Origin of the sequence: Paracoccus xiamenensis (assembly GCF_011308835.1) — a bacterium.
Classification (GTDB): domain Bacteria; phylum Pseudomonadota; class Alphaproteobacteria; order Rhodobacterales; family Rhodobacteraceae; genus Paracoccus; species Paracoccus xiamenensis.
Genome location: NZ_JAAOHY010000010.1, coordinates 93,107 through 106,264, shown reverse-complemented (window position 1 = coordinate 106,264; position 13,158 = coordinate 93,107). Strand labels below are relative to the sequence as shown.

The window sequence follows — 13,158 nt, the reverse complement described above, 5'->3', positions numbered from 1 at the left end:
GCTGTAAATCCTCACGCCCTCCCTGCTGACGCAGAAAGGCAATAGGTGGACGACTTTTACGCCGCCCGCAGCAGCACCATGCCGCCGCTAACGTGGACTAATTTCGCACCGCCGTTCTCACTCCATTCAGCGCCGCGGTTCCGCTGCTCGCCCCCAAAGGAAAAGACGTTGGTCACCGGATCGGTATATCGGTTGGGCTGGCGGATGTCGTAAAGGCTGAAGCTGTGGGTCATCTCGCCCAGATCCCATTTCAGCCCGACCTCTTTTTGACGGGTTTTATAGGGCGGAAAGACCTCACCGGCATTTGCGGCATAGGCGGGTGCGGTCGAACCGGCGCTGAGCCCCTCCATATAGTTGCCATAGACCGAGATCTGATCGGTGAGGCGATAGTTCAGCGCAACAGCGGGCGAGTTGGCGCTTGCTTCATAGCGTTCCGTCCGCTTGCCCGAATTTGCATCGAAACTGTCGCTGACAACCGACTGATGACGCAGGCCGGCCGTAAGCTGCGCGCGGCCCCCTGCAAAGGAAAGCGTGTCGGCAATGCCGAAGCTGCGCATCTTCACCGAATTGATTTTGGGCGGCGCATCGTTGAAGGCCCGGCCGGGTGCCGGCCCCCACACCGGATCATAGATGTTGGTGATCCAGTCCTCTGCCAGCAGCGGATAGACGCTGCGGAAGCCGTAATCCTGTTTAAACTGGGTGGCGTTGATGGTCCATTCATGCGCCACCGACCCCGTATCGAATTGCCCCCGGACCCCGATCTCTGCCGAGCGCTTGTCATAGCTGAAGCCGGTATGGGCGACATTGGTGCGGTAATCGCCCTTGTCGTTGAATATCTGGTGACTGCCGGAAACGATGCCGTCGTAATCCGTTTTGCTGGCGCCATAGACGGCATAAGCGGTGATGGCGGGGGTCAGATCGTATTCGCCGCGGATGATTGCGGCCTTGTCGTCGGTCGTGAGGAACGTCCAGTCCGGGTTCAGCAGCGTGTCAGGCTTGGGCGCAGACGGCAGATCCACGCCCGGCGCAAGGGAAACACCCCGGTTCACCCCATCCACGCGTTGACGGCTGTAATAAATATCCGCGCTGATACGTGCGTTTTCCCCTTCCCAGTCAAAGCCGAGGGCCGCCAGACGAGTGCCCATTTGCTGGCCGTCTACCGACGTGTCGCCGTCGCGATAAACGCCGTTGAAACGCAGCCCGAATTGCTTGTCCTGCCCAAAGCGGCGGCCCAGATCGACATGGCCGCCAAGCTGAGCATCATTCATATAGGTCAGCGTCACGTTCGTCAGCGGGCCTTCCGGCGCGCGCTTTGGCACAAGGTTGATCACACCGCCGACCGAACCGTTCGGCGCCATACCGTTCAGCAGCGCCGAAGGTCCTTTCAGCACCTCGACCCGCTCAAACATCTCTGGCGTGGCCCGGAAATGCGGGGTGACGCCATGCAGGCCGCCAACCGTGGCATCGGGTACCGCAACCCGCAACCCGCGCACCCAATAGCCGTCCGCGATCATCCCGCTGGACCCGGTGGTGAACACGCTGGGATCGGTGGCGGCGATCACTTCCGAGATGTTTTGCGCCTGACGGTTGGCGACATAATCGCTGGTATAGTTGACCGTGCTGAAAGGCGTATCCATCAGCTCCTTGTTGCCCAACATGCCAAGGCCGCCACCCGTCGCCACTTGTCCGCCCGCATAGGCCGCCGGCACGCCGCCCGTGCCCGCCGCGCTGAGGGTGATGGTATCCAGCAGGATCGCGCCATCGACCGGCGCAGCCTGGCCCGATGCTGCGCCCACCGCGCCGATCAACGCCGTGCCGTCGGCAGTGATCTGGAAGGGGATGCCCGTTCCTCTCAGCAGCTGCGACAGGGCCTGACTGGCGGTCAAGGCACCGCGAACCGGACGAGAAGACATCCCGCGCGCGACCGAAGCCGCCAATGAGATCTGCAATCCCGACTGCCGACCAAAGGTGTTCAGCGCCGAAGGCAGCGGCTGCGCGGGAATGTCGAAATTCTGCGTGACCTGCGCCTGTGCCGTTGGGATCAGAACCGGCGCGACGGCCGCCAGCGCACCAAGCGCGCTGCCAAGCAACAATCGCACGGCCAGCCCCCGGACCCGGTGCTTTCTGGTCAAGCTCTGGATGGAATATGAATTCATGGTTTTGTCCCTGACTTTCGGCACCTTTCCGGCGCGCGGTTACGTCTAAGAGACGACCAGCACGGACAAATTTTTCACCTCGCGGCATAATTTTTGCAGCGGCCACCCTGCGAAGGACTATTTCGGCTGACCGGCACTTAGCAGAACGAGCCAGGGCGAGATCTTCCGGACCTGCCCGCCGAAGGGTCGCACAAGCGCCTGCAGGGCCTTGTCGGGATCGCTCAGGTCGTAAAGCCCGGTGACCCTTTGCCGCCCCAGATGCCCATCCGACAGCCTGATCCATCCCGGATGATAGCGCCGGATCTGTTCGACGACCGCAGAGATCGGCATATCATCGACGAAGATTTTCCCGTCGCGCCAGCTTGCGATCTGGTCCGGCGCGACATGGCCAAGCTGGATCTGCCCGGTGTCGTGGCTGACCGTCACACTGTCGCCCGGTGCAAGTGTAGCGTCCCCGCCGGCCGATACATGAAGCGATCCGTGTTCAAGCGCGATCTGGGTCGTATCCGCCGACAGCTGGACATTGAAGGCCGTTCCCAGCACCCGCGCGCTGACATCGCGAGTGGAAACGATAAACGGGCGCTGAGGGTCGGGGGCCACGTCAAAAAACACCTCACCAGAAAGCAGTTGCACGCGGCGCTCTGCCCCGGACATATCAATTTCGACCGCGCTTCTTGCGCCCAGACTGATGACCGAACCGTCAGCCAGTTGAATGGTCCGGGTCTCGGCGGTCCGGGTGCGATAGTCGGACGGGTCCCACAGCGGCATGCTGCGGCCAGAGATGGCGACCAGAACCAGCACCGCAAGCACGGCCGCTGCCATCTGCCAGATCCGCCGCGACGGCCGGGTGGCAGGTGGCGCTTCAATACCGGGGCGGTTGGTTGCGCTGCCCGTGCCGGGCCATTGGTCTTCATGAATCGGAACGGCCAGCCCGAGAACCCGCCACGACCCGCAGGCCTTTTCCCAGGCAAGCCGGTTCTGCGGGTTCTGGGCAAGCCATTCGTCAAATTCCTGCCTCAGCGCCTCATCCGCAGCGCGATCATTCAGCCGCAGAAACCAGTCCGCGGCCTCTTCAAGCCGCGCTTCAGATACTGCTGCTTCGGGGTATCCTTTCATTTCGTCTCGCTGCGTCGTGTTGGCTGCACTGTTGTCCTGTCTAAACAGACGATCAGCGAAGCGGTTTTTTTCGTTAGCCACTTTCGGTCTTCTCGCGCCCCATCAGTCGCGGCGATCCAGACGCAGCGCAAGGGCGACCATGACCTTGCGTATATGCCGGTGCGCAGTTGCCACCGAAATATGGAGATGGGCAGCCACTTCCTCCAGCGTGAAGCCGCCAAAGCGGTTCATCTCAACCGCGATGCGGACCTCTGGCGGGAACTCTGCCAACACTTCATTGACGATACGAACCTGATCGCCAAGCAGCAGGTTTTCTTCCGGCGTTGGCGGCGCGGTCGGCGTGACCCAATAAGGCGCCGAGCGTTCATCATAACGCTGTTCGATCCGGCTCCGCTTGAGTTTGTCAAACGACAGATTGCGCACGATACGATAAAGATACGCCAGTATCTGTTCGGGCGTCGTGCCATGCGACCGCTCGGGCGCAAAGCGCATGAAGGCGTCTTGCACCACGTCCTCGGCCAACTCGCGTGAGCCAAGGATAGGCGTCGCATATTCGATCAGCCTGACCCGCTGATCCCGGTAGATTTCGTGCCGGAGTTCCGCTTTCCATACCATGAGCCATCGCCCTCTGCCTGCGCAGCGTTCACCTGAAGATCACAAAACGGGCTGGCTTTGATTAAACGGAAAGGGTTCGGAAGCCGTTGGAATGACACACGAAACCCTGCCCCACTGGCGAGCGTTAACGGCGCCGACATAAACAGATGGGTTTAACAGCACAAGCACATTGGCTTCACAGGACAAATTGTGACCGACGGGACGCATGGACCGGTACCTCTTGCAAAAATGGCGATGGCCATCGCAGGAATAACAACCAACGTGGCGTCTGCTCGATGGACTGGCCCGCCTTGCTGACCTTGCCCCGGCAGGCCTCACATCGGGGCGCAAATGTCGACCGCTTGCCCCCGGCCCCGCTTCGCGCCACTGTTCCCGAAGCGAGGGGGGCACATATGAGACTTCAGGACAAGATCGCCATCGTGACCGGCGCCGGGTCGGGCTTCGGCGCCGGCATCGCACGGAAATTCGCGGCAGAAGGCGCCCGCGTCATTCTGGCCGACCTGAACGGGGACGCCGCCCGCGCCATCGCCGAGCAGATCGGCGGCACCGCCGTCACCGCCAATGTCGCCACCGAAGGCGGCATCCGTGCAATGACCGAAGCCGCGCTGAGCCTTGGCGGACGCATCGACATCCTGGTCAACAATGCCGGCGTCACCCATCTGCCCAGCCCGATGGAGGAGGTATCAGAGGATGATTTCGACCGCATTCTGGCAGTGAACTGCAAGGCCATTTTCCTGGCCGCAAAGACCATCGTGCCGTTGATGAAAGCGCAGAAATCCGGGGCCATCGTCAACATCGCCTCGACCGCAGGGGTCTCGCCCCGGCCCCGGCTCAGCTGGTACAACGCCTCGAAAGGCTGGGTCATCACCGCCACGCGGGCGATGGCGGTCGAACTCGCCCCCTTTGGCGTCCGCGTCAACGCCCTGAACCCGGTCGCGGGCGAGACCCCGTTGCTGGCCAGCTTCATGGGCGAGGATACGCCGGAAATGCGGGCGAAATTCCTGTCGACCATCCCGATCGGACGCTTCTCGACGCCCGAGGATTTGGGCAATGCGGCCTGCTTTCTCGCCTCGGACGAAGCCTCGATGATTACCGGCGTCGCCATGGAAGTCGACGGCGGTCGCTGCATATAAGGAGGACCGCGATGCGCCCCGGAACCCGTAATCTGATCACTGACGTCCCCGGCCTGCGGGTCGGCAATGCCGATGACGCGGTGCTGCGGTCTGGCACCACGGTGCTGACGGCCTACGCGCCTTTCGCGGCGGCCGTGCATGTCATGGGCGGCGCGCCGGGCACGCGCGAAACCGATCTGCTGGCACCTGACAAGCTGGTCGAGGCGGTGGATGCGATCTTTCTGTCCGGTGGCTCTGCATTCGGGCTGTCGGCGGGTGATGGGGTGATGGCCGGCCTGCGCGCCATGGGGCGCGGCTTTGCCGTGGGCGAGATGCGGGTGCCCATCGTCCCCGGCGCCATCGTCTTTGACCTGCTGAACGGCGGCGACAAGGGCTGGACCGACAACCCCTATCCGGCGCTTGGTCGGACCGCGCTGGAAGCGGCGGCGCATGATTTCGCCATCGGCACGGCGGGCGCAGGCATGGGCGCGATGACGGCGCGGTTGAAGGGGGGGCTGGGTTCCGCCTCGGCGGTGCTGGAGAGCGGGATCACCGTGGGGGCGCTGGTGGTGGTGAATGCGCTCGGGTCTGCCACCGTGGGCGAAAGCCGGCATTTCTGGGCCGCGCCGTGGGAGATGGGGGCCGAATTTGGCGGCCTCGGCCCCGCCCGCGACTTTGACCCCGGTTTCGAACCAAACCCGGCAAAGCGGCTGGGCGAGGCGACCACCATCGCCATCGTCGCCACCGATGCAAGGCTGGGCAAGCCAGCGCTGCAACGGCTGGCGACAGCCGCCCATGACGGCATGGCGCGCGCATTGGTGCCCAGCCACACGCCCTTTGACGGCGATCTGGTCTTTGCCGTCTCGACTGGCGCGCGCGAAATGGCGGACCCGAACCTTGACGTTTTCGCATTGGGCCACGCCGCCGCCAGCTGCCTCGCGCGGGCCATCGCGCGGGGCGTTCACGCCGCCGCACCAATGCCCGGCGATCTGCAACACAGCTGGCGCAGTCTTGCGGAGGACGGCTGAAGGACGGCCACCGGTCTGCGCCTTTGACAAGCGCCGCCCGGCATGGTGATGATCTTGCCAACCCTGCGGAGGACGCCATGCCGAAAGACATCACCGGACTGAAATCGCTGCTCAAGGATCCTAGCCTGCTGGAAACCCGCGCCTATGTCGCCGGCGAGTGGATAGACGCCGATGACGGCAAGACCTTCGACGTCGTGAACCCCGCGCGCGGCGACGTGATCGCGCAGGTGGCCGATCTGTCGCGCGCCGAGGTCGCCCGCGCCATCGATGCCGCCGCCATCGCGATGAAGGACTGGGCCGCGCGCCCGGCCAAGGAACGCGCGCAAATCATGCGGCGCTGGTTCGACCTGATGATGGAAAACCAGGACGATCTCGGCACCATTCTGACCGCCGAGATGGGCAAGCCGCTGGCCGAGGCCAAGGGCGAGATCGCCTACGGCGCCAGCTTCATCGAATGGTTCGGCGAAGAGGCCAAGCGCATCTATGGCGAAACCATCCCTGGCCATATGCGCGACAAGCGCCTGACGGTGATCCGCCAGCCGATCGGGGTGGTCGGCTCGATCACGCCCTGGAACTTTCCCAATGCGATGATCACCCGCAAATGCGGCCCCGCCATCGCCGCCGGCTGTGGCTTTGTCGGCCGCCCCGCCGCGGAAACCCCGCTGTCGGCGCTGTCGCTGGCGGTGCTGGCGGAACGCGCGGGCGTGCCGAAGGGGCTGTTCAGCATCGTCACCTCGTCGCGGTCCTCGGATATCGGCAAGGAGTTCTGCGAAAACCCGCAGATCCGCAAACTGACCTTCACCGGCTCGACCGAGGTCGGGCGCATCCTGCTGCGTCAGGCCGCCGATCAGGTGCTGAAATGCAGCATGGAACTGGGCGGCAACGCCCCCTTCCTCGTCTTCGACGACGCCGATCTGGACGCGGCGGTAGAAGGCGCAATGGCGTCGAAATTCCGCAATAACGGCCAGACCTGCGTCTGCGCCAACCGCATCTATGTGCAGTCAGGCGTCTATGATGCCTTCGCTGAAAAGCTGGCGGCAGCGGTCGAAAAGCTGCGCGTCGGCGACGGGCTGGACGCGGACGTGACCACCGGCCCGCTGATCAACGAAGACGCCGTTGAAAAGGTCGAGGAACATATCCGCGACGTGCTGGATGGCGGCGGCCGCGTCGTCACCGGCGGCAAGCGCAAGGACGGGCTGTTCTTCGAACCCACCGTTGTGACCGGCGTGACCGACGCGATGAAGGTCTCGACCGAGGAAACCTTCGGCCCCCTCGCCCCCCTGTTCCGCTTCGAAACCGAAGAAGAAGCGATCGAAAAGGCCAATGCCACGATCTTCGGCCTCGCCAGCTATTTCTATGCCCGCGACATCGGCCGCATCACCCGCGTGCAGGAAGGGCTGGAATACGGCATCGTCGGCGTGAACACCGGCATCATCTCGACCGAGGTGGCGCCTTTCGGCGGCGTCAAGCAGTCGGGTCTGGGCCGCGAGGGCTCTCATCACGGCATCGACGACTATCTGGAACTGAAGTACATCTGCCTCTCGGTCTGAGGAGGCTCACGACCGAACACAGTTCCGCGACGGCGGCCGTTTGCGCGTGACGCAACCGGCCCTTCCGGCGCAAAGCTGATGCAGAACATGCGCGCCCGACCCCGCCGGCGCGCCCAATAAGACAAGAATGAATGAGGCAGAACATGTTGGGAAAAATGCTCCGCAGCGCCGCGCTGGCAGCCGTGCTGGCGGCACCGGTCTGGGCCGAAAGCACCACCACCCCCGTCCATTTCGGTGACGGCGCGACCGGCACCGCAGTAACCGGCCAGATCGCGGGGCGCGACACGGCGGATTTCACCGTCGCCGCAAGCGCCGGCCAGAAGATGTCGGTGCAGATGATCACCAACAACCCGTCGAGCTATTTCAACATCTACGCCCCCGGCGACGTGCCGGGCGAATCGCAGGCGCTGTTCATCGGCAGCACCTCGGGGCTGGAGGCTGGCATCACGCTGCCCGCCACCGGCACCTATCTGATCCGCACCTATCTGATGGCAAATGCCGGGCGAGAGAATGAAACCGCGCGCTTCTCGCTGACCATCGATGTCGGCGGCACGCCGCAAAAGGCCCCGACCGCTGCCCCGGCCGCGACGCCCCAACCGGCGCAGGCTTCGGCGGCCGACCTGGCTGACAGCCTTGGCGGCGGCCCCGATTACTGGCAGGTCACCGGGATCGCGGGCCGCCTGAACATCCGCGCCGAAGCCTCGACAGGGGCCAGCGTTGTGGCCACTGTTGGCAATGGCGATGCACTGCGCAATCAGGGCTGCAAGGCCGTCGATGGCCGGACCTGGTGCAAGGTTGAAACCACCGCCGGACAATCGGGCTGGACCGTCAACCAATACCTCCGCGAAGGCGCAGCCCCCGCTGCGGCAACCGGTGCCGCCGCCAGCATGACGACCGCCGCCACGGCCCCGGCACCTGCCGCCCGCGTCGCCAGTTCGGCCCGACCGCCAGTCCCCGCACCTGCGAAAGCGCTGTCGGCATCCGACGCACCCCCGGCCAGCACCGCTGTTTCGGCCGCAAAGCCTGCACCGAAGCCCGGCCAGCGTGGCACGGCGCGCGGCAGCCTGCCCTGCTCGACCGCGCTGGGAATGCCAACCCGCGATTGCAGCTTTACCGTCACTCGCCAGGGCGAAGGCAATGCCACCGTTACCGTCAATTGGCCCGATGGCGGCAGCCGCGCGATCAGCTTCACCGGCGGTGCCCCTGCCCCGCGCGAGGGCCTGCGGACCGAACGGCGCGGTGATCTGACCGTCATCAACCTCGGGAACGAGCGCTACGAAATCCCCGACGCCGTGGTGAATGGCGGCTGACCAGAAAAAAGGCCCTCGGAAATCCGAGGGCCTTTTGCGCAAGATCCGCGACGATCACTTGTCGTCGTCTTCCTCGTCATCGTCGCCTTCCGGCAGGTTGAAGAAGCTGGCGGCATCCAGTTCCGGCTCGGGCTTCTTTTCCTCACGCGACAGGCTGAAATTCTCCAGCCCGGCGATCGAGCTCGGCAGGCGCGGCTCATCCGTCATCGAAAGCGAGGTCTCGGTCGAGACCAGCTTGCGACGTTCGTCATCCGACATCACGCCACCCTCGGCACCGCCCTTCTTGGCGGCCTTCTGGACGGCCGCGTCCAGTTCCGACTGCTTCGACAGACCCAGCGCCACCGGGTCGATAGGCTGGATATTGGCGATGTTCCAATGGGTGCGCTCGCGGATGGCCTGAATGGTCGGCTTGGTGGTGCCGACCAGCTTGGCGATCTGCGCATCCGCCAGTTCCGGGTGGAACTTGACCAGCCACAGGATCGCGGCCGGGCGGTCCTGACGCTTGGACAGCGGCGTATAGCGCGGGCCACGGCGCTTCTCTTCGCCCTCGGCGGCGGGGTTGTGCTTCAGCTTCAGCTTATAGGCCGGGTTCTTCTGACCCTTTTCGATCTCGATCGCATCCAGCTGATGCGAGGCGATGGGATCAAAGCCCTTCACGCCGGTCGCCACGTCGCCATCGGCGATGCCCTGGATTTCCAGCTCGTGCATGCCGACGAAATCGGCGATCTGTTTAAAGCTGAGCGTCGTGTTGTCGATCAGCCAGACGGCGGTGGCCTTTGCCATCAGCGGTTTGTTCATCGGATCTACTCCTTGCGCATATCTTTCCCGGCCGGGGAAAACGGCGTTTCGGCGGGGCCAGTCACGTTTTCGGGGGAATTTGCAGCGTATATAGCGCCGCCCGCGGCAAAGTGAAAGTGCAATTTGCAGGGATTTTTCCTTCATTCTGGACCCAATATCCTCGGGGGTCCGGGGGCAGACGGCCCCCGGTCTGGCCCTTGCACCCCGCCCCGGCTATCAAGGAACCAAGCCGACCCGAGGACCTCATGCGCCCCATCTTCGCCATCCTGACCGCTGCCCTGCTTGGCACCCCTGCCTTGCCCGCCGCCGCGCAATCCCACCGCGCCGGGCAATTCGACTATTACGTCGTGGCGCTCAGCTGGTCGCCCAGCTGGTGCCGGGGCACCGGTGACAAACGCGGCGCGCGGCAATGCGACGCGGGCGGCAAGGTCGATTTCGTGCTGCACGGGCTGTGGCCGCAATACGAAAAGGGCTGGCCGCAGAATTGCCGCACCAACGAACGCGACCCCTCGCGCCGGGAAAGCCGGGCGATGGCGGACATCATGGGATCCGAAGGGCTGGCCTGGTATCAGTGGCAGAAACACGGCCGCTGCACCGGACTGTCGGCGGCGGCCTATCTGGACCTGTCGCGCGACGCGTTCGAGACCATCACCCTGCCAGACTATTTCGTCGACCTCGATCGCGACATCTCGATCCCTCCGGCACTGATCGAACAGGCCTTCATGGAGGCCAACCCTGCGATGTCCGCCGACGGCATCACCGTTGCCTGCCGGGGCGAGGACCTGCAAGAGGTCCGCATCTGCCTGACCAAGGACCTGCAACCGCGCGACTGCGCGCCGGATGTCCGGCGCGACTGTTCGCGCGATGCAGTTATCATGGAAAAGGTGCGCTAGGCGCGGTCAGCGCAGGATCGGGACACCCGCATCGGCACCGCCTTCGCCGTCATCGTCAAACGGCGCGGCGAAGCCCGAGCCGTAGACATAGATGATCCCCTCGACCTCCTCGCCGGGTTGCGGCCAGTCATCGCCGCTCAGCACCGGCTTGCGCAGCAGGATCGGCAGGTCCAGCCCTTCGGCATCGGGCTGGCCCTCTTCATCCTCAAAGGGGCGCATGACGGTAATGCGGGCAATGGCCGCATCGGGCACGATCCAGTCGTTCAGCGGCACCACCGACACCACCGGCCCACGAAATTCGTAAGCATTGGGCGCGATGTCAAAGCGCGGCGCCATCAGCGCTGCACCCGCCAGACTGAATTCCAGATTGCCGCTGGCGTTAGGGGTCGATCCGCTTTCCAGCAGGCTTGCATAGGCCGGATCGTCGGGACCGATTTCCAGCGCACCGTCGCTGGCGGGGCGCAGCTGGGCGCCGATGGCGTAGAACTGGGCGAATTCAATCTCGCCCGCGCGGTATTCGTCGCGGGTCAGCAGATAGGAGTCTTCGAAATAGACAAGCGCCGCGCCGCCGACCTGGCAGGTAACAAACGCCTGATCGCGCTCGGCGGATTCGCCGATACGGAAGGGCGCGGCAGGGGTGCTGACGACCTCGGGCAGGAATGGCCAGGCATTCAGCAGTTCGTAAGCCTCGTCGTCCCAGCGCAGCAGCATCGCCAGCCCCCCTTCTTCCGAGGGGTATTGCACGATGGCGCTGTTTGGATCGTCCTCGGCCTCGAAGGCGACGCCTTCGTCGAGATATTCGGACAAGCGATCCTCGTCCCACATGTCGGGGCCGATGCCGGCCGCCTCCAATGCGGGGCCGTTATAGAAGACCTCGGAATCGAGGGTCAGGAATTCGGGTTCGTTGCTCATCTTGGCCTCAGCGGATTTTCAGGACGATCTTGCCAATATGCTCGCTGCTTTCCATGCGGGCATGGGCGGCGGCGGCTTCGGCCAGCGGATATTCGCTGTCAATCAGGATGCGGACCTTGCCGGCGGCGATCAGCGGCCACAGATGGCTGCGCAGCGCCTCGGCGATACGGCCCTTGGCGGCGTCCGATTGCGGCCGCAGGGTAGAGCCGGTGATGGTCAGCCGGCGGGTCATCACATGGGCGAAATTGATTTCCGCCTTCGGGCCTTGCAGGAACGCGATCATCACCAGCCGCCCGTCCATGTCCAGCGACTTGAGGTTGCGTTCGATATAGCTGCCGCCGACCATGTCGAGGATCAGGTTCGCGCCACCGGCCTCTTGCAGGATCTTGACATAATCGGCCTCGCGATAGTTGATCGCATGGGCCCCCAGCGCCGTAATCGCATCGCATTTCTCGGCCGAGCCGGCGGTGGCCCAGACCCGCGCCCCCAGCGCACGCGCCACCTGAATGGCCATGGTGCCGATGCCGGACGACCCGCCATGGACCAGGAACCGCTCGCCCGCCTGCAGGCCGCCGCGCGTGACGACATTCGACCAGACGGTAAAGGCGGTTTCCGGCAGGGCGGCGGCCTCGCGCAGGGTCATGCCTTCGGGGATGGGCAGCGCATGGGCCTGATCGCAGGCCACATATTCGGCGTAACCGCCACCGGGTAACAGCGCACAGACGCGGTCGCCGGGCTTCCACATCGTCACCCCGCGGCCAACGGCCACGACTTCGCCCGCGCCCTCCAGACCCGGCAGGTCGGACGCGCCGGGCGGCGGCGCATAGGTGCCCTTCCGCTGCGCCACGTCGGGACGGTTCACGCCCGCATAGGCCAGCCGGATGACGATCTGGTCATGGCCGGGCATCGGCACCGGGCGAGTGGTCTCGACCAGCACCTCTGGTGCGCCGGCCTCGGTGATTTCGACGGCGCGCATTGTGTCGGGAAGGGTCATGGTTATTCCTTTGTCTCTGCGGTCTTTGGTGCCTGCACCCAGCCCAGTGCCAGATCGGTCAGCATGGCAACGCCCGGTATCTTGCGGGCCGAAGCTTTCAGTTTTTCGAACTGCATCACCCCGTCGATGCGACGGTCGATGAAGGCGCGCGTGTCCTGCCGCCCCTCGGATTGATCGCCCAGCCAGTAAAGCACGCTTGCCGCATAGACGGCCGACAGCGTGGCGCGTTTCGAATACCAGTTCACATCGCGCGAGCTGTCGCCCAAGCCCGACCAGATCACATCGGCGGTCCCCCACATCAGCTTTGCCGCCAGCGGCTGGTTCTGCGGCAGCGCCAGCACCGCCGAGGCGGCGCGGACCATTTCGGGATCGGCGAATGCCAGCCGCTGCCAAATGGCGGCGGCGACGCGGTCGCGGAATCGGCCCTCGGGTGCAGTATCGGCCAGCCACTGCGCCAGATCGTCGTCGCCACGCCTGTGGATCCAGGCCGCCAGATCGGCCCCGCCGCCTGGGAAAAACGCGGTGGCCACATCCGCAGACAGGTCCAGATCGCGGGCGCCGGCGCGCAAGGACGCCATGTTCATCCCGTCGAAGGGGATATGGGGGATGGCGGCCTCGGCCAGCCTGTCGCGTGTATCTGTCATCTTCCGCCTCCGGACTGGACAAATGGGCAA

Annotated in this window: 12 protein-coding genes; 5 read left to right on the top strand and 7 right to left on the bottom strand. The window is 64.6% G+C overall.

Translation table 11 applies throughout. The features are described from left to right. Positions 1-56: 56 nt before the first annotated feature. From G7044_RS16595 to G7044_RS16585, 3 genes are all read right to left on the bottom strand, one after another. The gene (locus G7044_RS16595) at positions 57-2,156 is read right to left on the bottom strand and encodes a TonB-dependent receptor (RefSeq protein ID WP_166330903.1); all 2,100 of its coding nucleotides are present in this window, start codon (positions 2,154-2,156) and stop codon (positions 57-59) included. Between the two features lie 117 nt (positions 2,157-2,273). After that, positions 2,274-3,272 (bottom strand): FecR family protein, encoded by a 999-nt coding sequence (locus tag G7044_RS16590; RefSeq protein ID WP_166330901.1) that lies wholly within the window; start codon positions 3,270-3,272, stop codon positions 2,274-2,276. Between the two features lie 102 nt (positions 3,273-3,374). After that, positions 3,375-3,887 (bottom strand): RNA polymerase sigma factor, encoded by a 513-nt coding sequence (locus tag G7044_RS16585; protein ID WP_166330899.1) that lies wholly within the window; start codon positions 3,885-3,887, stop codon positions 3,375-3,377. Positions 3,888-4,279: 392 nt separating this feature from the next. On the opposite strand from G7044_RS16585, the gene G7044_RS16580 reads away from it, so the two are divergent. The 4 genes from G7044_RS16580 (at position 4,280) to G7044_RS16565 (ending at position 8,887) form a co-directional block, all read left to right on the top strand. Then, on the top strand, positions 4,280-5,020 hold the full coding sequence (locus G7044_RS16580; RefSeq protein WP_166330897.1) for an SDR family oxidoreductase: 741 nt from the start codon (positions 4,280-4,282) through the stop codon (positions 5,018-5,020). Between the two features lie 11 nt (positions 5,021-5,031). Next, positions 5,032-6,027, top strand: a complete 996-nt coding sequence (locus G7044_RS16575; protein ID WP_166330895.1) for a P1 family peptidase — start codon at positions 5,032-5,034, stop codon at positions 6,025-6,027. Positions 6,028-6,104: 77 nt separating this feature from the next. Then, positions 6,105-7,577 (top strand): NAD-dependent succinate-semialdehyde dehydrogenase, encoded by a 1,473-nt coding sequence (locus G7044_RS16570; RefSeq protein WP_166330893.1) that lies wholly within the window; start codon positions 6,105-6,107, stop codon positions 7,575-7,577. A 143-nt stretch (positions 7,578-7,720) separates the two neighbouring features. Continuing rightward, a complete protein-coding gene (locus G7044_RS16565) occupies positions 7,721-8,887 on the top strand; it encodes an SH3 domain-containing protein (RefSeq protein ID WP_166330891.1) in 1,167 nt (388 codons plus the stop codon). Positions 8,888-8,941: 54 nt separating this feature from the next. Here G7044_RS16565 and G7044_RS16560 read toward each other — a convergent pair whose 3' ends face one another. After that, positions 8,942-9,685, bottom strand: a complete 744-nt coding sequence (locus G7044_RS16560; RefSeq protein ID WP_166330889.1) for a DUF1013 domain-containing protein — start codon at positions 9,683-9,685, stop codon at positions 8,942-8,944. A 245-nt stretch (positions 9,686-9,930) separates the two neighbouring features. On the opposite strand from G7044_RS16560, the gene G7044_RS16555 reads away from it, so the two are divergent. Continuing rightward, on the top strand, positions 9,931-10,578 hold the full coding sequence (locus G7044_RS16555; protein ID WP_166330887.1) for a ribonuclease T2 family protein: 648 nt from the start codon (positions 9,931-9,933) through the stop codon (positions 10,576-10,578). A gap of 6 nt (positions 10,579-10,584) precedes the next feature. Here G7044_RS16555 and G7044_RS16550 read toward each other — a convergent pair whose 3' ends face one another. From G7044_RS16550 to G7044_RS16540, 3 genes are read right to left on the bottom strand one after another with little or no spacing between them, the layout of a single operon-like run. Beyond that, positions 10,585-11,490, bottom strand: coding sequence for a hypothetical protein (locus G7044_RS16550; RefSeq protein WP_166330885.1), 906 nt, complete (start codon positions 11,488-11,490; stop codon positions 10,585-10,587). A gap of 7 nt (positions 11,491-11,497) precedes the next feature. Then, positions 11,498-12,484 carry an NAD(P)H-quinone oxidoreductase gene (locus tag G7044_RS16545; protein ID WP_235931365.1) on the bottom strand — a complete coding sequence of 329 codons (987 nt, stop codon included), beginning with the start codon at positions 12,482-12,484 and terminating at the stop codon, positions 11,498-11,500. Between the two features lie 2 nt (positions 12,485-12,486). Next, positions 12,487-13,128: a COQ9 family protein gene (locus G7044_RS16540; RefSeq protein ID WP_166330883.1), complete on the bottom strand. Its 642-nt coding sequence runs from the start codon at positions 13,126-13,128 to the stop codon at positions 12,487-12,489. Positions 13,129-13,158 lie beyond the last annotated feature (30 nt).

What these genes read in the sequence shown, in the direction of transcription:
- G7044_RS16565 (WP_166330891.1), top strand. Translation starts at nt 7,721, where the DNA reads ATGTTGGGAAAAATGCTCCGCAGCGCCGCGCTGGCAGCCGTGCTGGCG.
- G7044_RS16595 (WP_166330903.1), bottom strand. Translation starts at nt 2,156, where the DNA reads ATGAATTCATATTCCATCCAGAGCTTGACCAGAAAGCACCGGGTCCGG.
- G7044_RS16580 (WP_166330897.1), top strand. Translation starts at nt 4,280, where the DNA reads ATGAGACTTCAGGACAAGATCGCCATCGTGACCGGCGCCGGGTCGGGC.
- G7044_RS16560 (WP_166330889.1), bottom strand. Translation starts at nt 9,685, where the DNA reads ATGAACAAACCGCTGATGGCAAAGGCCACCGCCGTCTGGCTGATCGAC.
- G7044_RS16585 (WP_166330899.1), bottom strand. Translation starts at nt 3,887, where the DNA reads ATGGTATGGAAAGCGGAACTCCGGCACGAAATCTACCGGGATCAGCGG.
- G7044_RS16540 (WP_166330883.1), bottom strand. Translation starts at nt 13,128, where the DNA reads ATGACAGATACACGCGACAGGCTGGCCGAGGCCGCCATCCCCCATATC.
- G7044_RS16590 (WP_166330901.1), bottom strand. Translation starts at nt 3,272, where the DNA reads ATGAAAGGATACCCCGAAGCAGCAGTATCTGAAGCGCGGCTTGAAGAG.
- G7044_RS16555 (WP_166330887.1), top strand. Translation starts at nt 9,931, where the DNA reads ATGCGCCCCATCTTCGCCATCCTGACCGCTGCCCTGCTTGGCACCCCT.
- G7044_RS16545 (WP_235931365.1), bottom strand. Translation starts at nt 12,484, where the DNA reads ATGACCCTTCCCGACACAATGCGCGCCGTCGAAATCACCGAGGCCGGC.
- G7044_RS16575 (WP_166330895.1), top strand. Translation starts at nt 5,032, where the DNA reads ATGCGCCCCGGAACCCGTAATCTGATCACTGACGTCCCCGGCCTGCGG.
- G7044_RS16570 (WP_166330893.1), top strand. Translation starts at nt 6,105, where the DNA reads ATGCCGAAAGACATCACCGGACTGAAATCGCTGCTCAAGGATCCTAGC.
- G7044_RS16550 (WP_166330885.1), bottom strand. Translation starts at nt 11,490, where the DNA reads ATGAGCAACGAACCCGAATTCCTGACCCTCGATTCCGAGGTCTTCTAT.